We start from the raw sequence: 21,268 nt of genomic DNA on the forward strand, positions 1-21,268 counted from the left end.
TTCGCTTTCTCTCTTGGTCTTAAGTAAATTTGCTCTCGGTCACACTTTGGCAAACCCTTTGAAAAAATGGGACGCAAAGCTTCCGGTCTGTCGGTCAAGAAAGCTCATAAAGCCCTCTTACACCTAGGATAGCGGGGTTACCAATTCGATTTATGCCGTTTTGTCTTATGCGTTGCTGAAGGTGCTGAAGTTCAGATTCACTCTGAACTGCGTCTGGCGCTTTGCCAGACAAACTATGTCAGCTAACAAAGAAGAGTCTGTGATGAAAAAACAACCTAAAATGACCGCTATTGCCCTGATCCTCTCTGGTATCAGTGGATTAGCGTATGGACACGGCTACGTTTCCGCAGTGGAAAACGGTGTCGCCGAAGGACGTGTCACCTTGTGTAAATTTGCCGCTAACGGCACTGGAGAGAAAAACACTCACTGTGGCGCGATTCAATACGAACCACAAAGTGTCGAAGGCCCAGATGGCTTCCCGGTCACTGGCCCTCGCGATGGCAAAATTGCCAGTGCGGAATCGGCACTGGCGGCAGCGCTGGATGAGCAAACCGCCGACCGTTGGGTAAAGCGCCCAATTCAAGCCGGGCCGCAAACCTTCGAGTGGACGTTTACCGCCAACCACGTCACAAAGGATTGGAAATACTACATTACCAAACCAAACTGGAACCCAAACCAGCCATTGTCGCGTGATGCATTTGACCTCAATCCGTTTTGTGTCGTTGAAGGAAATATGGTGCAGCCACCAAAACGTGTCAGCCACGAATGTATCGTGCCTGAGCGCGAAGGGTATCAGGTCATCCTCGCCGTATGGGATGTGGGCGATACCGCAGCTTCCTTCTACAACGTGATCGACGTGAAATTTGACGGTAACGGCCCAGTGTTACCCGATTGGAACCCAGCAGGTCAAATCATTCCAAGTATGGATCTCAGTATTGGCGATACCGTGTACACTCGCGTGTTTGATAACGAGGGGGAAAACCCTGCTTATCGCACTGAGCTGAAAATTGACTCTGAGACGCTAACCAAAGCCAATCAATGGTCTTACGCTCTGGCGACTAAAATTAACCAAACGCAAAAACAGCAACGTGCTGGTCAGCTTAATGGCGATCAATTTGTTCCCGTTTACGGCACCAACCCGATTTATCTGAAAGAAGGCAGTGGCTTGAAGAGTGTTGAAATTGGCTACCAAATTGAAGCGCCACAGCCTGAGTATTCACTGACAGTTTCTGGTCTAGCGAAAGAGTATGAGATTGGCGAACAACCGATTCAGCTTGACCTGACTTTAGAAGCGCAAGGTGAAATGAGCGCAGAGCTGACGGTTTATAACCACCACCAAAAGCCGCTGGCAAGTTGGTCACAAGCGATGACGGATGGCGAGCTGAAATCAGTAACCTTAGAACTGAGTGAAGCCAAAGCTGGACACCACATGCTGGTTTCTCGCATCAAAGATCGCGATGGCAATCTGCAAGATCAACAAACTCTCGATTTCATGCTGGTTGAACCGCAAACACCACCAACACCGGGTGACTACGACTTTGTGTTCCCGAATGGCCTGAAAGAGTACGTGGCTGGCACCAAAGTGCTCGCTAGTGATGGCGCAATCTACCAATGTAAGCCATGGCCATACTCTGGCTACTGCCAGCAATGGACAAGTAACGCTACTCAATACCAACCGGGTACTGGCAGTCATTGGGAAATGGCGTGGGATAAACGTTAAGTTATCCTCCCTCTTACACCCATCATCCCTCAGCTCACGCTGGGGGATTTTTTATTCTCCAGTGGTTACCTCTCCATTCTTTCTTCGTGCTTTACCCTTCCTATTTGAAGCAGCTGCGCTATGGGCTAGATCCATACTAATTTGCCTCTTATTTACCACCTACATACAACTCCAGCGTCGTTGAGAAACCTCTGAGAGAATCGAGTCTGCGGCACTTTATTTATAGTTTTATGTTCAAATTTATTTACTTATCGAATCAATCCAACTTGTTGCATACCGATTAATTGCATTTACTTTTTATTAACAACCGTTCTTTCAGAAGGAATCATGATGAAAAGTAAAATAGTGACCGCCACACTGGCTTTATGTTGTCTATCCCCATCGATGAGTTCAGGGAGCGGTGACGCAGACCTCTACGTAAAAACGGGCCAGCCACCAACCCAAAGCCTCTACGATTGCCGACCTTATCAATCGACAAATAACGAAACCTGTGTTGCGCCCTTAGTGAATGAAGATCTCTACATCATGCTGCGTGCGTATCGCAGTTTTGCTGGGGTCACACTCACTGCGACTGAAAAACAATAACGATTCTTCACACCCACGGAGAGGGGAAAATCTTATGAACAAACTATTCGTCATGGCTTTGATGTCGGCAGCGTTGAGCGCCAATGCTGAAGACAAAGTCTGGATCTCGATGGGCGCAGATGCCGTCGGAAGTTTAAATCCTGCGCTGAGCGAATCCTTATTACCTCATTCATTCGCCAGTGGCTCTCAGGTATGGATAGGCGAAGTCGCTATCGACGAGCTTGCCGAGCTTTCACATACGATGCATGAGCAACATAATCGTTGCGGTGGCTACATGGTACACACCTCAGCACAAGGTGCGATGGCGGCGCTGATGATGCCGGAAAGCATCGCCAATTTCACGATCCCCGCACCTTCACAGCAAGATCTGGTCAATGCTTGGCTGCCACAAGTGAGTGCAGACCAAATCACCAATACGATCCGTGCGTTATCCAGTTTTAATAACCGCTTTTATACCACCACCTCGGGGGCACAAGCCTCTGATTGGCTGGCCAATGAGTGGCGATCCCTCATCTCGTCATTACCGGGGAGCCGGATTGAGCAGATCAAGCACTCTGGTTATAACCAAAAATCGGTCGTTTTGACGATTCAAGGCAGCGAAAAACCCGATGAATGGGTCATTGTCGGTGGTCACTTAGATTCAACTTTAGGCTCACACACCAATGAACAATCGATTGCCCCCGGTGCGGATGATGATGCCTCCGGCATTGCCAGTTTGAGTGAGATCATTCGTGTCTTACGTGATAACAATTTCAGGCCAAAACGCTCCGTTGCATTGATGGCCTATGCGGCGGAAGAGGTCGGTTTGCGAGGCTCACAGGACCTTGCGAATCAATACAAAGCACAAGGCAAAAAAGTCGTATCGGTCCTGCAACTTGATATGACCAACTATCGAGGTTCAGCGGAGGATATAGTCTTTATTACCGATTATACCGACAGCAATTTAACCCAGTTCCTCACAACGCTGATTGATGAATACCTCCCTGAGCTAACTTATGGCTACGATCGCTGCGGCTATGCATGCTCAGACCATGCCTCTTGGCATAAAGCCGGCTTCTCAGCGGCCATGCCTTTTGAATCTAAATTCAAAGACTACAACCCCAAGATCCACACTTCGCAAGATACTCTAGCGAATTCTGATCCCACGGGTAACCATGCGGTTAAATTCACCAAACTTGGGCTCGCTTATGTCATTGAGATGGCCAATGCAGGCTCATCTCAAGTTCCCGATGATTCTGTCTTGCAAGATGGTACGGCGAAAATCAATCTCAGCGGTGCACGAGGCACTCAGAAGCGCTTTACTTTTGAGCTCTCCCAAAGCAAACCGCTCACCATTCAAACTTATGGTGGTTCAGGCGATGTTGATCTGTACGTAAAATATGGCTCCGCTCCCTCAAAATCGAACTGGGACTGTCGCCCTTACCAAAATGGTAACCGAGAAACGTGCTCATTCAACAACGCACAACCCGGTATTTACCATGTGATGCTGGACGGTTACACCAACTACAGTGATGTGGCGTTAAAGGCCTCAACTCAGTAGCTTGGGAAAAGCGATATACCCAAACAACTTGGAGTTGCTGGTCGAAGGCAAGTGAGTGAATCCCCATGAGCATAGATAGACTATGTGATTGGGGTGAACGAACGTAGCCAACACCGCCGCAACTTCAAGTCGGACGGGTATAGAAAAAAGGCCTGATCTCTCAGGCCTTTACATTGCTTAACTCAGATTACTCTTCATCTTTCTTGTTGGATGCCCAAACGTAGAGCAGTTCCAGAGCGATCGTCGCACCCGCCAGTGAAGTCAGGTCGCTTTGATCGTAAGGAGGTGACACTTCTACCACATCCATACCGATCAGGTTAATGCCTTTCAGCGCGCGGATGATTTTCAGGATCTTGTCTGAGCTCAAACCGCCACAAACTGGGGTACCCGTACCCGGTGCGAAAGCAGGATCCAGACAGTCAATGTCGAAAGTCAGGTAAACCGGCTTGTCACCCACGATTTGGCGAATTTGCGCCACAATCTCTTCGACAGACATGTCGTTGGCTTGCATCGCGTTAATCACGTTGAAGCCGTGGCCTTCTTGTTTGTATTCCGTACGAATACCCACTTGCACCGAGTGCTTAGCCGAGATCAGACCTTCTTTTGGCGCATGGTAGAACATGGTGCCATGGTCATACGCACTGCCATTCGCGTAAGTGTCCGTGTGTGCATCAAAGTGGATCAGCGCCATTTCACCGTAGTGCTTAGCGTAAGCACGCAGGATTGGCAGAGTGATGAAGTGGTCACCACCCAGTGCCAGCATGGTTTTGCCACTTTTCAGAATTTCGCTGGTCGCGGCTTCTAGGCGGTAAGTGAAATCTTCAGCATCACCACAATCAAAAACCAAATCGCCCGCATCAATCACGTTGATCTTTTTGAACAGGTTGAAATCCCAAGGGAATTTCTTACCTTCCCAAGCGAGGTTAACCGAAGCACGACGAATCGCGTCAGGCCCCATACGAGCCCCCGGACGACCGGACGTCGCCATATCCAAAGGCACGCCAAGTACCACGACATCAGCATTAGTATCTACTGGGTTACGCACATAGGGACGACGGACAAACGTCATCGCGTTTGAGTAGAGTGAATAATCAGTTTTAGTAAACAAATCATTCATTTAGAAATCCTCTAAGTAAGTATAGCCGCTCAGGCCTAATTCAAGTTCCGCCAAAACGGTCTCTTGTTCTTCTTTGGCAACACGTTGAGAAACCAGTTGACGATAGTTGGTGCGAATTTTATCTACATCGATGTGAACGTAGCGCATCATATCTTCAACCGTGTCACCTTCATTGATAAAGGCAATTTCAGACTCGCCATTATCATTAATATTCACAACCGCGCTGTGTGTGTCACCAAACAGGTTGTGCATATCGCCCAAGATTTCTTGGTATGCACCAACCAGGAAAAAGCCCATTAGGTATGGCTTGTCACTCGTCCATGCTGGCACAGGCAGTGTACTTTCAATACCTTGGCCTTCAACGTACTGTTCAACCGCACCGTCTGAGTCACAGGTGATGTCGAGCATTACTGCGCGGCGATCGTTCATCTCTTCCAAACCAGAAAGCGGCAGCACTGGGAACACTTGATCGATACCCCAAGCATCCGGCAGCGACTGGAACAGTGAGAAGTTCACGAAGAACTTGTCTGCTAAACGCTCTTGCAGCTCATCCAGAATCGGGCGATGGAAGCGGTTTTTGTTGCTCATCTTCTGACGCAGTTCATGGTAGATACGCAGTGACAACTGCTCTGCCCATGCTCGGTGCTCAAGGTTTAATACACCCGTTGCAAACTGGCTATGCGCTTCAGAAAGATCGCTCTGTGTGTCGTTGTAAATTTCAATCAGTGCGCGGTCATCGGTACCGTGTTGCACTTCTTCAAACCCACGCCACATGTTTTTCAGTAGCATTGGCGCATCCGCACCCGGTGCTGGGATCTCTTCCGGCGAGTAGGCTTCCGTACCGATAACGTTGGTGATCAATACCGCATGGTGCGCCGTGATCGAACGACCCGATTCAGAAATGATCACCGGACGAGGCTGACCGTACAGGTTACACACATCGCTCACTGTGCTCACGATGTTACGCGCATATTCGTGCAGACCGTAGTTCATCGAGTTGGATGACTGGCTACGAGTACCATCGTAGTCGACAGCCAAGCCGCCACCCACGTCGAAGAAATCGATGTGCGCACCCAGCTCACGCAGTTCACAGTAGAAACGCACTGCTTCGTTCACACCATTACGCACGTCACGAATGTTCGCCATTTGTGAGCCAAGGTGGAAATGCACCAACTGCAGCGCTTCCAGTTGATCTTCCGCTTTCAAGCGGTTAATCACGGTGAGCACTTGTGATGCAGCTAGGCCGAACTTCGATTTTTCACCGCCGCTCGATTGCCATTTGCCTGCACCCTGAGAGGCAAGACGAATACGCAGACCCAGACGTGGTTTCACGCCAAGGCTTTTCGCTTCTTTCAGGACCAGATCCAGCTCTGACAGTTTTTCCAGAACGATGAAAACTTTGTGACCCAGTTTTTCACCGATCAGTGCCAGACGAATGTACTCTCTGTCTTTGTAACCATTACATACAATCACTGAACTGGCTTGCTGAGCCATAGCCAACACCGCCAGAAGTTCAGGCTTACTGCCCGCTTCTAAGCCGAGTTGTTTGTGTTCTAATTCGGCCTGACTGGCCAGAATTTCATCTACTACCTCTTTTTGTTGGTTCACTTTGATGGGATAAACCAGCAGGTATTTATTTGGGTAGTCGTACTCTTCAATCGCCTGATTGAAAGCGTCACAAATGTTGTGCACGCGTTGATGCAGGATCTGCGGGAAGCGTACAAGCACAGGCAAATTTAAATCGCGCGCTTCGAGCTGTTTAACAATTGAGCTTAATTGCGTTTGATGAGCTTTGTCTTTTCTCGGCGACACATACACTTCGCCTTGATCGTCAATGCCAAAAAAGCCTTGGCTCCAGTAATGCACATTGTAGTCAGCGCGAACGCGGTCTAATTTGGATGGTTGTTCCACATCGTATCTCACAAAAACAGAGAGGATTACAATGATTTCATCGGTTGAAATCACACCTGACACCCTAGATGTCACGCGCTTTATCGGTGAAAAGCTAGGGTGTGTCTAATGATAATAATTTATCGTTAGGACAACTGTTAGTTATCACACATAAACTTGCATAAATGTCTTCATTTCATTCATATTTTTCTGTACGCCCTTGATGCCACAAGGCATAGCGGCACAAAGCGGTCATCGATTCTTTGCAATAAAATGTCATTGAATAGGGAGATTTATAGACTGCAACAAACAAATAGAACGCATCAATTCATTCTCTGTATAGTGCTGTTTATGACAATGGGTACAATTCAACCAACTCGTCTAATTAACTCGGGTTTTCACTTGGTTGTTCTTTGTAATTACATACAATTCCGTTAAGGTGATTTGAGCATAACGGTGAGATACACGATGGAATACCTAGCTTTATTACAAACCCACTATAAATGGTTGATGACAATACTCATCATCGTCTTATATCCGCATATTTCACGGATAACCTTACGCCTGTTCGAAAGTATGCTTACCGGACGGGTGGACATCCACCGTTTGAAACGCGCGCGTTGGCTGATCCGCACCTTGCTCTTTCTCGTGATGCTGTTTACGACCTTGATTTTGTGGGGCATTGAGTTACGGGGTCTACTGGTGGTCGGCTCATCCCTATTTGCCTTGCTCGGTGTGGGTTTGTTTGCCGGTTGGTCACTGCTGAGTAATGTCACCGCATTCTTAATTCTGTTTGTGCAAAACCAGTGTCGGATCGGCTGCTGGGTTCGCATCGTCGATGGCTCAAACTTTATTGAAGGCAAGATCATTGACATGGCGCTGCTGAATGTTGAGTTGGAAACCCTTGAAGGCAACCGCGTGCTCTACCCTAACAACTTATTTATTGTTCGCCCTGTGATTGTCTTACAAAAGGCACCCGAGAAAGCGGTCAAAAAACCAGAAAGAAAACGGCTACCCAAGGGATTGTAATTTTGAGCGAATACCAAGACTTATCTCAACAAATTGAATTGATTGCCACCGCCGAAGAATCCGAGCAAACCCATCTACTCGGTGAGATGGTGGAAAATGGCTTAGATGAAGGCTCGATCGCTCTGATTTTAGAAGCGTTTCCAGTGGAACAACGGGTACGTTTATGGCGCAGTTTGCCACTGGAGATGCACATAGATGTGCTGACCGAGATGCGCGCCGAGGTGCGGATTTCGGTCATTAACGCGCTGTCGGAAATTGAACTCAAACTGACGCTGGCTAAGCTCGATAACCTGTCACTGATCGAGTGGGAAGACTCGCTACCCGATGACATCATCAGTGAAGCATTAAGCCTTATTAACCGTGATGAACTTGAGCTATACGACCAAGCCAACGAGTTTGCAGATGATGAAATTGGCCACTGGGCGGATAGAAAAGTTTATACCTTACCTTTTAGCATCAGTGTTCGCCGCGCCAAAGTCTTGTTGGATAAATATCACTACGACTCCCCTCAATACATTTACCTCATCAACAAAGCCAAAAAGTTCCGTGGCTTAGTAAGCTTTAGTGATGTATTGCAAGCCGAAGAAACAACTCAGCTCAAGAACTTGCGTATGGAAGAACTGGTGACGCTCAATGCGCAGCAAACCTTATCAGACGCGGTGGATGCCCTCGAACACACCACATTACCAATTGTGCCAGTGCTGAGTGACGATGAAACCTTGATTGGTGAAATTGACTGGCATTTTGCGCTCAGCGTGCAACGTGAAATGTATGAAGCACGCCTGATGGCCGGTACCGGTATGGATGAAGGTGATGATCTGTTCGCGCCCGTCATCAAAAGCTCGAAAAAACGTGGGTTGTGGCTCGGCATTAACCTTCTGACCGCCATTCTCGCCTCCATCACCATTGGCTTATTTGAGAATGTGATTTCGCAAGTTGTCGCTTTAGCGGTGCTGATGCCAATTGTCGCTTCGATGGGTGGCATTGCGGGAAGCCAAACCTTGACTTTGATGGTACGCGCGATGGCGCTTAATCAGATCACCGTGGGTAACCGTTTTGCTTTGCTGAAAAATGAACTCGGCATTGGCTCAATCAACGGCCTAGTCTGGGCGCTGATCATCGGGGGTATGGCCGCACTTTGGTTCCAAGAGCCGGTGATAGGCGCAACCATTGCGCTGGCAATTGTGGTCAACATTATTACCGCAGCATTATTTGGGGTGTTGATCCCGATAATTTTGGACAAATTCAAGCTCGACCCCGCGCTGGCAGGTTCGGTTATTCTCACCACCGTGACCGATGTGGTCGGCTTTTTTGCCTTCCTCGGCACCGCCAGTTTGGTGATGTTGTAGCATTCCATAGGCATAGCGTGATGGCTATGCCTAACTTTTCAAACGGTTCTATCCTCTCTTCACCTCATCTTTTATTGCTCCTTACTTGAAGCATCTCGCCTCTTTTACCTTCCATTTGCAATATTTGCATTTTGCAATTGCACAATGCAACAAAGTGAACAACAACTCCGCAAGAAATGCACAAAAACCACATAAATACGTGCCTATTAAACTTGGCACAGATAGTGCAACTATAGGAATGACCCTTAATTAAGCCGAGGGTTACCTAGCCAACTGACGTTGTTAGTGAATGAAATTGTTCACATTTGTTTTATCAGCCTATCACCCTTTTGTGATTGGCTTTTTTCTTTTTAATCCCTGAACAACTAAAAACCATTTAGCCTGCAACATTCAAGGTGTGGAGGCGTTTTCCAACGATTATGTTAAGGCGTCACACTTCGCAGCACAGATAAAATCATTTTTGTGTAGACCTTTGATGGAATGACTCCACCAAGTCACGGTCACGTTGCCCCATTCTAATAAAATGGCCGGATGATGAAATTCTTGTTCTGCCAATTCAGCAATTTGATTAGAGAATGCCCACGCTTGTTTAAAGTTTTTGAAGCGATACCGCTTTTCAAGTTGGGCAATACCATCTCGGTGAATTAATGCCCAACCATCCAGTTCACTGAGCAGTTGTTGCTGCTCTTCTGATGTCAAACCGACAGCGTCTGCACTGCACGCTTCACAACGTAACTCATCCAGCATGTTGTTGTTCCTTTGGTTGAAAAAGAGGCGGGAGTAACCCGTCTTGCATAGCTTGCCACACCAACGCCATCACATCGCGTTGACTGAGTTGATACAGTTGACTGAGATCTGGCAACACGTAATAAATGGGCTGCATGATATCAATGCGGTAAGGAGTGCGTAGCACTTGCATAATATCGAACGGCTCACGTTTTGGGATTGTGCTTTCTGAAGCGTAAAGCGTTTCACCCGGTGACGACAAAATGCCCCCGCCATAAATTTTGGTTTGTCCCTGTTCTTGAACTAAGCCGAATTCAACCGTAAACCAGTACAGACGCGCTAAGTAGCTACGCTCTTTGGGGGTCGCTTTAGCACCTAGCTGGCCATAAACATGAGTAAAAGCGGCGAAATCAGGGTGCGTGAGCATAGCGCAGTGACCATACACTTCATGGAAGAAATCCGGCTCTTGGAGATAATCAAACTCCTCTCGACGCCGCAAAAACGTGGCCACTGGAAACTTCTTATCGGCGAGTAAGGCAAAGAAGCGATCAAAACTGATCAATGCCGGAACAGGCTCAACTTGCCAACCGGTTTCTCTTTGCAATACTCGGTTTATTTCCGGCAATTGTGGCAGGCGATCTGTCGGCAAATTAAGCATATTCAAACCATCTAAATAAGCTTGGCAGGCTCTGGTTTTCACCACCTCTTGCTGGCGAGTGATCAGCTCATGCCAAACAGCATGCTCATCCTGATCCCAATCAATATGACCATGCTCACTAACGGGTTTAGAGTGATACTGAGTCATCGCCCTACTCCTTAACAAATTCATTACATTAAGCCTACCTAGCCTAATCTGAACTGCCAATGGGATCTTGCTCAATCAAACCAACATTGATGTAACAATAATTTTACAATCGTGTACTTTTTAGTTATTTTTCATAGGCCTGATCCTGACCAGTCAAGTTGACTTTCGAACTTGCGAGGACAAAACTTGTTCACAGTGATCACGTCAGAATTGATTTTTAGACAGGGAATATTATGTCATCGACTACACCATTGTGGACGCCAAGCCACGAGCGCATTTCCGCTTCTAACCTGCAACAGTTCATCGCACATGTGAACATGCAAGGTGAAGCGATCGACAGTTATTCTTCGTTGCATCAGTGGTCTGTTGCTGAAACACGACAATTCTGGCTTGAGGTGTGGCAATTTTGCGATGTGATCGGCTATCGCGGAAACTGCATTATTGGTGAAGGACTACCTCGTTTTGGTAAAACCATGGTTCCCGCTCGTGATTCGATCTGGTTTCCACAAGCTCAGCTCAACTACGCAGAAAACCTACTCTCATACGCATTCCAAAATCCCGATGGGATCGCCCTCTGGTTTAAAAATGAAAATGGCCATACCAAGAAATTCTGTTGGCAGCAGTTGTGTGATCATGTTTCCGTCGTTCAACAGTGGTTGGCACAAAATGGCGTTGGAGAGGGTGATGTCGTGGCTGGCTATCTTCCCCACTTACCCGAAACCGTGATTGCCATGTTAGCCGCCACCAGTTTGGGGGCAATCTGGACTTCGACGTCACCGGATTTTGGCGTGGAAAGTGTGATTGAACGCTTTGGTCAAGTTCAACCGAAAATTCTGTTTTGTTGTAATGGCTACACGTTTAACGGTAAATCGTTTCCCATGCAAGAGCGTAATGCTCAGATAGCGAGCGCCCTACCGAGCCTGGTCAACACCTGTCAAATTGAATATCTGCAAGATCGCAACTTCACACCGAATTTCAATGATAGCTTTTCTGACTGGCAATCGATTTTCGCCAGTTATCAACCGCGAGGAGTCGAATACCGCCGGATTGGTTTTAACGACCCACTATTTGTTTTGTATTCCTCTGGAACAACGGGCAAACCGAAATGCATCACGCACTCCGTTGGCGGTACGCTACTCAACCATTTGAAAGAGCATCAGTTACACTGTGATATCCAGCCACAAGATCGCGTGTTCTATTACACCACAACAGGTTGGATGATGTGGAACTGGCATGTGTCTGCACTCGCCAGTGGCGCAACCTTAGTGATTTATGATGGGCATCCACTCTACCCACAAGCGGGAGCGTTATGGGCTCTGGTTGACGAAGCCAAAGTCAGCTTGTTTGGTACCTCTGCCAAGTACCTAGAAACACTGAAAAAAAATCAGTTTTCTCCATGCGATTTTTACTCATTAAGCCACTTAAAGACCCTGTGTTCGACCGGTTCGGTGCTCTATCCTGAGCAATTTGACTATGTGTATGAGCATGTCAAATCCGATCTGCATCTGGCTTCTATTTCTGGTGGCACGGATATTTGCGGCTGCTTTGTGCTTGGTAACCCTATTTCTCCGGTTTATCAGGGCGAATGCCAAAGTGCGGGCTTAGGTTTGGATGTCGTGGCTTACAATCAGCATGGAGAGGCCATCGTCGCTGAGCGTGGAGAGCTGGTATGCCGAAACAGTTTCCCCAATCAACCGATTGGATTTTGGCATGATGATGGCAGCCGTTATCACCAAGCTTATTGGGATAAATACCCGGGAGTTTGGCATCATGGCGATGAAATCGAAATCACCGACCAAGGAGGTGTATTATTCTTCGGTCGCAGCGATACCGTTCTGAACCCGGGTGGTGTTCGGATTGGCACGGCTGAAATTTATCAGCAAGTCAATGCATTACCTGAGATCCACGATTCGATTGCCATTGGCCGCCAGATTGACCGCGATGAACAGGTGATTCTATTCGTTCAACTCGCGCAAAACGTCCCCTTTAATGACGAGCTGCAGCAGAAAATCCGCAGCTTACTGCGCGAACGCTGCTCTCCACGCCATGTTCCTGCTCACATTTATGCCATCAGCGAAATCCCGCGCACGAAATCGGGCAAGCTGGTCGAACTGGCCGTCAAACAAGTGTGTCATGGTGACGAAGTGAAAAACCTTGGGGCTATCGCCAATCCGCAAGTGTTAACGGAAATAGAAAGATTACTTACGGCATAAGTCATGACTTGGAAAATACGATAACAAACTGACTACACGGCATAATCCGAGTTATTTTGGCACATTTATCGGTTTGATTTTCGTGCCACAGTGGTATTCTTGGCTCAGCTGTTCTCTGCATAGACTTTTTATGGATTATATTCACCTCTCCCGATTTAGCTTAAAACACCTGACAGCCCTGCATGTCATGCTCAACACGCGCAGTGTTACCCAAACCGCCGCTCGACTGTGTGTAAGTCCATCCAGTATCAGTAAAATACTCGCTCAATTGCGTGAACTGCTTAATGACGACCTTTTTTACCGGGATGGAAATCAGTTGATCCCGACCCCTTATGTACAGCAAATGGGGCCAACAGTGCATCATGTTCTGTCCAGTATGAATGGCTTATTGCACTGCACCGAATTCGATCCTCAGGCATACCAAGGCCACTATCGTTTAGCGATGCGTGAAAGTACATTTGAGCTATTTGCGTCCAAAGTCACTGCGATTCTCGCCGCTTGCTCATCCGAGCTCTCCATGACGATTCACTCCAAAGAACATTATGGGTTTGAGGCTTTGCAGAGTGGCTTGATTGATTGCATTCTTCTGCCACATGACATCAGCCAGCCACCAACCTTTGCCCAAGACTTAGTTTGGCAGGTAATCGAATCGGATGAGCTGGTCTGTTTGATGAGCGCTGATCATCCTCTCGCTCACACTGAACTCAGTGTCGAAGCCTACCTTGCTTATAAGCACATCGGCATTCTCGATAATGAGCTCAATGAGCCGTATTTTGAGAAGTACCTGACTCAGCAACACGAAACTCGACGTATTGCTGTTGCCACTCCTGACTTTGGTGCAGCAGCCATCTTGTGTCGGCAGACACACTTGCTGCTCACCTGTTCAAAGATGTGGGCGGATCACGCAATGCAAGTTCAAGGCTTGGTGCAAAAAACCCTACCCTTTGAATATGGCAAGGTGGCTTATAGCTTAGTCTGGAACAAACCCAGCATGAATGACCGAGCTATTCGGTGGCTATGCCAGCAACTGAACAGCCAGTTAACTTGAGATGAAAATGGGTGAAAAAGGAAAGGGTCAGCAAACGCTGACCCTTTCCTTTGTTGCTCTGTTTTTGATTTTTGTTAATAACCCTAGCCATGAGTTGTCAGTCAATAAACAGAAACTGAGACGTGTACTCGGGGAACTGAGCCTCGTCTTTGATTATTCAATCATTAGTTTAGGTGCAAGGTTGAATTTTTGTTAGTGAAAAGAAGTAAATGGTCAATTTACGATTTGGAAAAGATATGCAAATCACATTGTTAACGAAATTGATATGCAATAACCCAATGAATGAAACAGTGTCGGTAAGATTTATCCCCAAACAACTTGGAGTTACAGGTAGGCGGCAAGTGAGAGAGTCCCCATGAGCATAGATAGACGATGTGATTGGGGTGAACGAACGTAGCCAACACCGCTGCAGCTTCAAGTAGGAAGGGGGATAGCAAAAAGCGAAAAAATAAAGCCGCTATACAAGTAGCGGCTATGACGAACTCTATGAATCGATGAATTACTTACGAGCAATTCCAACCACAACAGGTTGCGTGCCTTGTGCGGTAGTGACATCAAACGCGACCCGAGTCTCCACGGCAGAGAACCCCGCATTACGCAGCACAGATTCAATCTCAGTCGTGCTCAAGCCTATTTCCGATTTGCCATCGGCTAACCAATCAAAATGCACAAAATACCCGCCTTCATCCACTAGCGTGAAAATAATATCGGTCACATCTTGAAGATTCGGTAAGAAAGCGCATACCGATGAGGCAACGACCAAATCAAACTGCTTACGAAAGGCTGGATGTTGAGCAACCAAACCGCGGGTTAAGCAATCCACCACAGGCTCAACGTTGCGTAGTTCCTTGCGATCCAGCTCCTCAATCATGGCTTCTGATGAGTCCAGCGCAACAATATCACGAGCAAGCGGCGACATCCGCTGACTTAGCAAGCCTGTACCACAGCCAAAATCCAAAATATGCTTTCCCTGCAAAGAAAGGATTTTTGTCAGATGTTCAAATACGCTTTGCGCAAAAGCATGGGTCGCTGGGTCTTTTTCCCAATTTGCTGCGTACTCATCCCAGTCGTGTGCCATCATGGCCTCCGTATTACTTCTTGTATTCGGGCAATGCTGCCAAGAGTAAACCAAAATGAAGTCAAGTTCATAGAGTTACAACGCATTCTTTGTTAAGAAAATCCATTTCGACCTCATTTGTCGAGAATTTATGCCGATAGGCAGCACAGTGAATTTTGTTTATTATCCCAAAAGTTTGAACCACTTGGGTCTGCTATGAACCTGTCACAAATCGAAGCTTTTTGCACTATCGCCAATACAGGCTCCGTCTCTGAAGCCGCGCGTCAACTCGATTGCAATCGTACTAAATTAAGCATGGCGATCAAAGCGCTGGAAAAAGAACTCAATGTGGCGCTGTTTGTGAGAGCGGGTAACTACTTAACCCTTTCCGAAGCGGGCAAAGCCGTTTACAAAGATTGCGAGAGTTTACTCATCACGGCATCACGTATTCGCCAGACTTGCGCTCAAGCGTGCAGTGAATTTGCCGCCGAGATGTGGATCGCGCGTGATGATTCGCTCCCAGACCATTTTTGGCAAGATATCGCCAGTCAATTGCACAAACTCTTTCCCAACACCTCTTTTAATATGGTTTTGGCCTCCAGTGGCGATTTAGCCAACTTGGTCGCGACACAACAAGTCAACTGCGCTTTCGGCGTCGATTATGAGCGCTTAGACGATCCGCGCATCACTTACCAACCGTTGGGTAAAATCCGCCTCATGTCGGTGTGTAATAGCCAGCATCCTTTAGTCAAACAAAAGCGAGTTAGCGATGAGGAACTGCGTAAATTCATGCAAGCCGTCATGGTCTATCTTAATGAAAAAGATAACCCGAACTTGCAGCCTTTCTCCCGTCGCTATATCGGCTTCTCAAGCTTTGAATACATGCTCAATACAATTTTGAGTGAGAATGCTTGGGGCGTATTGCCTGAGCCATTGATTCGTCACTATTTACGTGAGCAGCAACTGACCGTGATTAAACATACATATGGTCTCACGCAAGAAGACTTCTGCTTGTTCCAACCTATCGGAATGCATGATAACCCTGCCATTCTCTGGCTCAGTGATAAGGTGAGTGATTATCTGTTTGATTTCTAGACATCCTCCTCCTTTCTAGGCATGCTCGCACTCAGCGTCAAAAATACTGACACAGAAAAAGTTAATTAAGTATATGTTTTAATTATATTTATTTTAATGTTGAAATTTATCTTCCTCTTCTCGACGTAAATCGACATTGCGATTCCCCCATGAATCGCCAGAATGTGCGGCGAAACCTACGAGGAAATTAACGATGTGTTCTCAATCCAATTTTAATGAAAAGCGTGTTTTAACGCTTTCTGCCCTTATCGCATCAGGCTTTGCTGGCAGTGGTTTGCTAGTCGGTCTACTCGTCGGCTCTATGGTCATTGTCTTTGATGGTGTCTATTCGCTGGTGAGTTTACTGTTAACATTATTGTCGCTGGCGGTATCACGTTTTATTCAAAAACCGTCTGACGCTCGCTTCCCTTTTGGGCGCGCAGTGTTAGAACCCCTGGTTATCGCGATAAAAGGCTTAGTGATCTTGCTGATTGTCAGCTATTCACTCTACTCCTCGCTCACCGCTCTCCTCAGTGGCGGACGCGAAGTGGATCCTTCTATCGCCACCTTATTTGGTGTGTTTAGCGTCACCGGTTGTGCTTTAGCTTGGTGGAAAATGGCAGGCTTAAGCCGACGTCACCCTTCCGGGCTGATTGCGGCAGAAGTCAAACAGTGGCAGATGGATACCTTGCTGAGTTTAGTGGTCATGGTTGGCTTTATTGCCGCTTGGTTAATCAACCTAACCCCTTGGGCGCATTATTCGGTCTACGCCGATCCGATGATGATGCTGTTGATGTCGTTTTACTTTATAAAACTTCCACTTGGGATGCTGAAATCCGCTCTGCGTGAAATATTGTTGATGGCTCCAAGCCACGATATACAGCAAGCCGTATCACACAGTGTTCAAGCCACGCAAGAGCACGCCGAACAACCACTTGAGCTTTACGGTGTGGCTAAAGTCGGACGTGAACTGTGGGTCGAAGTGGCGTTAAAAACGGCCGAGGATGATTCGGTTGAGGTAGAAGATATTCAGCGTATCGAAAACCACTTGCAGCAAAGCTTGGCGGCATTACCTTACCAATTACAGCTCACGGTGAGCGTTGCCCGCTAACTCATCTCAGCCCGCTGTCGCGGGCTGAATGTTAACTTTGTTCTTTAAGCGGCGGAGGCGTTTCAGGCTCTTCCCCTGTTGATGAACTCGACTCGCGAGTCACCCACCAGCAGATCAGCGAACCGAATGTCACCATGATCACTCCCTGCCAGAAACTTAACCCGAGGACCACCCCTAAAATCAGCGATGAAAATAAGGTTGAGATAACCGGCGTAAAGTAAGAAAGCGTTGCCAGCAGCAACATGTTCCCCCGCAAAATGGCCACATTCCACAGTGCATAACCACTTCCCATCACAATGCCCGTTAATAACAGCGTCACCATGCTCGACCCAGTAAAAGAGAGTGCCGGCTCATTACTCAAAGCGTATTGGAGCCAGAGTGTGGCAGCGGTCGCGGCAAAAAACAGTACGATGGCATTCTGCCCTCGTGCTAAACGTTGGGTTACATTGCAGTAAATCGCCCAGATAAAAGCGCCCGTTAATGCCATAGCATAAACCGCTGGATTGGTAGCGATGCGAGCGGAAAAATCGGCGAGCGAAATGCCTTGTTCGGCGACAATAGTCCACGCGACACCAGCGAAAGCCAAACCCACGCTCGGGTAAACCCAAAAGCTAACCGCACGCTGACTGAGCAACACCGCGATCAATACGGTTAAGGCTGGCCAAAGGTAGTTAATCACCGACATTTCTATCGCTTGTAAGCGATCGCTCGCCATACCGAGTGCTAAGGCAAGGCAAATTTCGTAACTCACGAACAGCGCACCGCCAATCAGAATATAGCGACTCGATCCCGCTTTGAGTCGAGGCATCCCCATCGCAAACAGCAAAAACAGCGTACTCACTGTGTAGATGAGCGCCGCGCCGCCAATCGGTGAAAACTCCTCAGCAACACGACGCGTTAATGCCATCAGGCTTCCCCAAAGCAAAATGGCCGCGACACCATACAAGGTGTGTTTATGAGTGATGAATTGCTGTTTCACAGTAAACCTCAAAGTGGTAACCCCTTCCCTACCTATCACGTCAAGCAGTTGAGGGATAAAACGCCAAGCCGTGCGATCATTCTGCCATTGATTCGGCAGGATCTTTCAGTGAGCGCAAAATACGCGCAGGAGTGCCACCGACTAACGTATCCGGTGGAACATCCTGATTGACCACGGAATTCGCCGCTACGACAGAACGAGCACCAATCGTGACCCCTTGATTAATGACGACATTTCCGCCAATCCAGACATCATCTTCAATCACAATCGGTTTGCAGATGGTTTCCCACGCTTGGCGACGACGATAATCTAAAGAGTGCGATGCGGTGTAAAATTGAGTACTAGGGCCGATTAATACGTGATCGCCAATCGTGATGGGGGCACCATCCAACATCACCACGTTCATGTTGATGAAGGTGTGATCGCCAATACGAATGGTTTTGCCAAACTCACAGTGAAAAGGAGGCTGTACACAACTTTTATGACCGAGATGACCAAACAGCTCACGTTGCAGTGCATAGCGCTCCGCTTCATCAAGACTTTGGTTGATCTCGAGCTTGAGCCTTCCCGCTTGGCTGCGCAGTGCCTCAATTTCCGCGGATGCGCCGTCAAAGTGTTCACCTTTGAGCATTTTTTCTAATTCGCTCATCTTCATTCCCCCGTGATTTATGAACGTCCATTACTCAGCTATCCCCCAACCAGTTGGCGATACAGCCTCCAGTCGTAAGGGGATAACATGGTTAATCACTCATCAGTAAATGAAAAGTGCAAATAAGAGCAAATCGGTTTCCTCTATTCTTCTTTGACGATAGGTTCGAGAGGTTCAACGCGACTCACCAGAAGCTGATCGACTTTGTAATTATCGATGTCCACCACTTCAAATTTATAGCCGGCATAGACCACTGAATCCGTACGACGCGGGATCTTACGCAGCATATACATCATAAATCCTGCGATCGTTTCGTAGTTTTGTTGCTGAGGAAACTCTTCAATCGCAAAGGAGCGCATCACGTCGGTGATCGGTGTCACCCCATCCACTAGCCATGAGTTGCCATCACGCGCGACGATTTGCTCTTCCCCTTCGGCAAGCACCCAAGTGCCCATGACTGCGCTTTGTAAGTCGTTGAACGTCACAACGCCTACGACAAGCGCGTATTCGTTCATCACCACCGCAAAATCAACGCGGTTAATTTTGAAGTACTCCAACGCTTCCGAAAGGCTTAACGTATCGGGAATAATCGGGCATCCAATGACCACATTGCTCTCTTTGAGATTCATTCCTTGGCCATTAATTACTCGAATTAACAAGGCCTTCGAGTCAACGTAACCTTTAATCTGATCCAACTGCCCATCACAGACCAAGAATTTGTTGTGCGGATGCTGAGAAATTTTCTGCTTGATCACTTCCTCACTGTCGCTGAGGTTAAGAAACACCAAACTTTCGCGCGCCGTCATGGCCGATGTCACTGGAATGCTCTGCATTTCAAACACGCTTTCCATCATCTGTTGCTCACCTTTATCCAGCACGCCCGCTTCTGCGCCAGCATCCATCACGGCATAAATGTCGTCAGAGGTGATCTCATCATTACGCTCGGTCGGTACACTGAGGGCGCGAAACAGCAAGTTCGCCAATCCATTGAAGAACCAAACAAACGGTTTTAACAAAGTAATGCAAATCAGCATGCCTCCCACCAAACTGGTGGCAATTCGCTCTGGCATCGCCATCGCAATCCGCTTTGGCATCAAATCCGCAATCAAAATAAACATACTGGTTACGAGCATAAAGGAGAGCACAAAACTCGCTTGTGATAGGAGATTGGCTGGAATCAATCCTTCTAGCAGCGCTCTGATGTAAGGAGTAAACGCCGATTCCCCCACAATACCGCCCATAATGGCAACCGCATTGAGGCCAATTTGCACCACAGTGAAAAAATTGCCTGGCCGAGCTTGCAGCTCTAACACCCGCTCGGCACGCTCATCGCCTTCATCGGCCATCTGCCGCAAACGAATTTTGCGCGCCGCAGCCAAAGAAATTTCTGACATAGAAAAGAAACAACTGGCAGCAATCAGCGCCATGATGATCGAGATGTTTTCGAAAAAACTCATAGGTGTACACCCAAAATCAATAAAACCAAACGGCTTAAAACACGAGTAACAGAGAAGATAAGCGAGAGATAAACACCTCTTTATCCGCCTCGTTCAGCATAGACGAACACGAGACGGATAGAGAGGCATACTGCAACGTCAAGCAGGAAAAGGATTACTCGGTGCGGATTTCCCACGAATGAGTCATATCAACACCTTTCCCGAGCATTAAACATACTGAGCAGTATTTCTCTAGAGAATCAGCGGTGACGCGCGCTACGATCTCTTGATCCAGATCTTCACCACTGACGACAAAATGGATATTGACTTGAGTGAACAGTTTCGGCGCGGTATCACGACGCTCAGCAGACAATTGCGCGGTACAACCATGGATTTTTTGTCCCGCTTTTTTCATGCCATCCACAACATCGACAGAGCTGCATCCACCTGCGGCCATCAACACCATTTCCATTGGACTTGGAGCACTCGCTCCACCGTTCCCATCCATTACAATCGAATGACCGGAGTTAGATAACCCAATAAAACGAAAATCTTCAACCCATTTGACTTGCGCTTGCATAACGGAACCCCACTAAAGTAAATGACCGCCAGTATGTTAGCACAGTGGCATACGGAAAGATGCCAAGAGACAAAAGCGAAGCTAAAAAAGAAAACCCCACTAAGCCTAAGCTTAGTGGGGTTCAGTTCTCACTCGCAGCAATCCCGCTACTAATAGGTGCTCCCTGCATCTATTCCTTGATAGTCTGCTGTGTCCTTCAGCGCAATCCGTTTCATCGCCTTCCTAGCGGTGTCCCTTCCTCTGTCATCCTGACAGAACTCGCTTAGTCCTTTAAGTTGTCCATTAACTCTCCGTTTATAACCATCCTAGTTATTAAGCGTCCAGCTAACGTCCTTTGCTCTCCTTGCCGACCATTCATCC

Annotated in this window: 18 protein-coding genes, 1 pseudogene and 1 riboswitch; of the genes and pseudogenes, 10 read left to right on the forward strand and 9 right to left on the reverse strand. The window is 47.6% G+C overall.

What is annotated here, in order from left to right:
• Positions 1 to 38: 38 nt before the first annotated feature.
• A riboswitch (cyclic di-GMP riboswitch) is annotated at positions 39 to 145 on the forward strand.
• A gap of 117 nt (positions 146 to 262) precedes the next feature.
• From gbpA to R4537_RS03940, 3 genes and pseudogenes are all read left to right on the forward strand, one after another.
• Positions 263 to 1,720 (forward strand): N-acetylglucosamine-binding protein GbpA, encoded by a 1,458-nt coding sequence (gene gbpA / locus R4537_RS03930; RefSeq protein ID WP_000744638.1) that lies wholly within the window; start codon positions 263 to 265, stop codon positions 1,718 to 1,720.
• 372 nt (positions 1,721 to 2,092) lie between these two features.
• Positions 2,093 to 2,305, forward strand: a pseudogene (locus R4537_RS03935) (PPC domain-containing protein); the annotation flags it as partial.
• Between the two features lie 34 nt (positions 2,306 to 2,339).
• Positions 2,340 to 3,845: a M28 family metallopeptidase gene (locus R4537_RS03940; RefSeq protein WP_001037209.1), complete on the forward strand. Its 1,506-nt coding sequence runs from the start codon at positions 2,340 to 2,342 to the stop codon at positions 3,843 to 3,845.
• 187 nt (positions 3,846 to 4,032) lie between these two features.
• On the opposite strand, the gene speB is transcribed toward R4537_RS03940, so the two are convergent.
• Both speB and speA read right to left on the reverse strand, forming a co-directional pair.
• Positions 4,033 to 4,962, reverse strand: coding sequence for an agmatinase (gene speB / locus R4537_RS03945; RefSeq protein WP_002031462.1), 930 nt, complete (start codon positions 4,960 to 4,962; stop codon positions 4,033 to 4,035).
• A complete protein-coding gene (gene speA / locus R4537_RS03950; protein WP_001927142.1) occupies positions 4,963 to 6,873 on the reverse strand; it encodes an arginine decarboxylase in 1,911 nt (636 codons plus the stop codon).
• A 447-nt stretch (positions 6,874 to 7,320) separates the two neighbouring features.
• Between speA and R4537_RS03955 the strand changes: the two genes are divergently transcribed.
• Positions 7,321 to 7,881, forward strand: a complete 561-nt coding sequence (locus tag R4537_RS03955) for a mechanosensitive ion channel domain-containing protein (protein WP_032482617.1) — start codon at positions 7,321 to 7,323, stop codon at positions 7,879 to 7,881.
• A 2-nt stretch (positions 7,882 to 7,883) separates the two neighbouring features.
• On the forward strand, positions 7,884 to 9,230 hold the full coding sequence (locus R4537_RS03960; protein WP_000006222.1) for a magnesium transporter: 1,347 nt from the start codon (positions 7,884 to 7,886) through the stop codon (positions 9,228 to 9,230).
• A 417-nt stretch (positions 9,231 to 9,647) separates the two neighbouring features.
• On the opposite strand, the gene R4537_RS03965 is transcribed toward R4537_RS03960, so the two are convergent.
• On the reverse strand, positions 9,648 to 9,977 hold the full coding sequence (locus tag R4537_RS03965; protein WP_000883443.1) for a 4a-hydroxytetrahydrobiopterin dehydratase: 330 nt from the start codon (positions 9,975 to 9,977) through the stop codon (positions 9,648 to 9,650).
• Positions 9,967 to 10,761, reverse strand: a complete 795-nt coding sequence (gene phhA, locus R4537_RS03970; protein ID WP_000195733.1) for a phenylalanine 4-monooxygenase — start codon at positions 10,759 to 10,761, stop codon at positions 9,967 to 9,969. The genes R4537_RS03965 and phhA overlap by 11 nt, the downstream gene beginning before the upstream one ends.
• 233 nt (positions 10,762 to 10,994) lie before the next feature.
• Here phhA and R4537_RS03975 point away from each other — a divergent pair, with 233 nt between their 5' ends.
• From R4537_RS03975 to R4537_RS03985, 3 genes are all read left to right on the forward strand, one after another.
• Positions 10,995 to 12,974: an acetoacetate--CoA ligase gene (locus R4537_RS03975; RefSeq protein ID WP_071178822.1), complete on the forward strand. Its 1,980-nt coding sequence runs from the start codon at positions 10,995 to 10,997 to the stop codon at positions 12,972 to 12,974.
• A 130-nt stretch (positions 12,975 to 13,104) separates the two neighbouring features.
• Positions 13,105 to 14,022 carry a LysR family transcriptional regulator gene (locus R4537_RS03980; protein ID WP_071178823.1) on the forward strand — a complete coding sequence of 306 codons (918 nt, stop codon included), beginning with the start codon at positions 13,105 to 13,107 and terminating at the stop codon, positions 14,020 to 14,022.
• A gap of 1 nt (position 14,023) precedes the next feature.
• Positions 14,024 to 14,218 (forward strand): hypothetical protein, encoded by a 195-nt coding sequence (locus R4537_RS03985; RefSeq protein WP_001882642.1) that lies wholly within the window; start codon positions 14,024 to 14,026, stop codon positions 14,216 to 14,218.
• A gap of 303 nt (positions 14,219 to 14,521) precedes the next feature.
• Here R4537_RS03985 and R4537_RS03990 read toward each other — a convergent pair whose 3' ends face one another.
• A complete protein-coding gene (locus R4537_RS03990) occupies positions 14,522 to 15,100 on the reverse strand; it encodes a class I SAM-dependent DNA methyltransferase (RefSeq protein ID WP_000929768.1) in 579 nt (192 codons plus the stop codon).
• A 195-nt stretch (positions 15,101 to 15,295) separates the two neighbouring features.
• Between R4537_RS03990 and R4537_RS03995 the strand changes: the two genes are divergently transcribed.
• Complete coding sequence (locus tag R4537_RS03995) at positions 15,296 to 16,174, forward strand: LysR family transcriptional regulator (protein WP_001054352.1); 879 nt, start codon at positions 15,296 to 15,298, stop codon at positions 16,172 to 16,174.
• A gap of 193 nt (positions 16,175 to 16,367) precedes the next feature.
• Positions 16,368 to 17,264 carry a cation diffusion facilitator family transporter gene (locus R4537_RS04000; RefSeq protein ID WP_000337249.1) on the forward strand — a complete coding sequence of 299 codons (897 nt, stop codon included), beginning with the start codon at positions 16,368 to 16,370 and terminating at the stop codon, positions 17,262 to 17,264.
• Between the two features lie 31 nt (positions 17,265 to 17,295).
• Here the strand turns inward: R4537_RS04000 and yddG are convergent, their stop codons facing one another.
• The 4 genes from yddG to R4537_RS04020 form a co-directional block, all read right to left on the reverse strand.
• Entirely contained in the window at positions 17,296 to 18,243 is a 948-nt protein-coding gene (yddG, locus tag R4537_RS04005; protein ID WP_000813133.1) for an aromatic amino acid DMT transporter YddG, read from the reverse strand.
• Positions 18,244 to 18,319: 76 nt separating this feature from the next.
• On the reverse strand, positions 18,320 to 18,892 hold the full coding sequence (locus R4537_RS04010) for a sugar O-acetyltransferase (protein WP_001292091.1): 573 nt from the start codon (positions 18,890 to 18,892) through the stop codon (positions 18,320 to 18,322).
• Between the two features lie 143 nt (positions 18,893 to 19,035).
• Positions 19,036 to 20,349 (reverse strand): polyamine export protein PaeA, encoded by a 1,314-nt coding sequence (paeA, locus tag R4537_RS04015; protein ID WP_000007485.1) that lies wholly within the window; start codon positions 20,347 to 20,349, stop codon positions 19,036 to 19,038.
• 154 nt (positions 20,350 to 20,503) lie between these two features.
• The gene (locus tag R4537_RS04020; protein WP_001148882.1) at positions 20,504 to 20,908 is read right to left on the reverse strand and encodes an OsmC family protein; all 405 of its coding nucleotides are present in this window, start codon (positions 20,906 to 20,908) and stop codon (positions 20,504 to 20,506) included.
• Positions 20,909 to 21,268 lie beyond the last annotated feature (360 nt).

Origin of the sequence: Vibrio paracholerae (assembly GCF_037672085.1) — a bacterium.
Lineage (GTDB): Bacteria > Pseudomonadota > Gammaproteobacteria > Enterobacterales > Vibrionaceae > Vibrio > Vibrio cholerae.

Coding starts and splice junctions, on each gene's coding strand:
- gbpA (WP_000744638.1), top strand. CDS start 263: ATGAAAAAACAACCTAAAATGACCGCTATTGCCCTGATCCTCTCTGGT.
- R4537_RS03940 (WP_001037209.1), top strand. CDS start 2,340: ATGAACAAACTATTCGTCATGGCTTTGATGTCGGCAGCGTTGAGCGCC.
- speB (WP_002031462.1), bottom strand. CDS start 4,962: ATGAATGATTTGTTTACTAAAACTGATTATTCACTCTACTCAAACGCG.
- R4537_RS03955 (WP_032482617.1), top strand. CDS start 7,321: ATGGAATACCTAGCTTTATTACAAACCCACTATAAATGGTTGATGACA.
- R4537_RS03965 (WP_000883443.1), bottom strand. CDS start 9,977: ATGCTGGATGAGTTACGTTGTGAAGCGTGCAGTGCAGACGCTGTCGGT.
- phhA (WP_000195733.1), bottom strand. CDS start 10,761: ATGACTCAGTATCACTCTAAACCCGTTAGTGAGCATGGTCATATTGAT.
- R4537_RS03975 (WP_071178822.1), top strand. CDS start 10,995: ATGTCATCGACTACACCATTGTGGACGCCAAGCCACGAGCGCATTTCC.
- R4537_RS03980 (WP_071178823.1), top strand. CDS start 13,105: ATGGATTATATTCACCTCTCCCGATTTAGCTTAAAACACCTGACAGCC.
- R4537_RS03985 (WP_001882642.1), top strand. CDS start 14,024: ATGAAAATGGGTGAAAAAGGAAAGGGTCAGCAAACGCTGACCCTTTCC.
- R4537_RS03990 (WP_000929768.1), bottom strand. CDS start 15,100: ATGGCACACGACTGGGATGAGTACGCAGCAAATTGGGAAAAAGACCCA.
- R4537_RS03995 (WP_001054352.1), top strand. CDS start 15,296: ATGAACCTGTCACAAATCGAAGCTTTTTGCACTATCGCCAATACAGGC.
- R4537_RS04000 (WP_000337249.1), top strand. CDS start 16,368: ATGTGTTCTCAATCCAATTTTAATGAAAAGCGTGTTTTAACGCTTTCT.
- R4537_RS04010 (WP_001292091.1), bottom strand. CDS start 18,892: ATGAGCGAATTAGAAAAAATGCTCAAAGGTGAACACTTTGACGGCGCA.
- paeA (WP_000007485.1), bottom strand. CDS start 20,349: ATGAGTTTTTTCGAAAACATCTCGATCATCATGGCGCTGATTGCTGCC.
- R4537_RS04020 (WP_001148882.1), bottom strand. CDS start 20,908: ATGCAAGCGCAAGTCAAATGGGTTGAAGATTTTCGTTTTATTGGGTTA.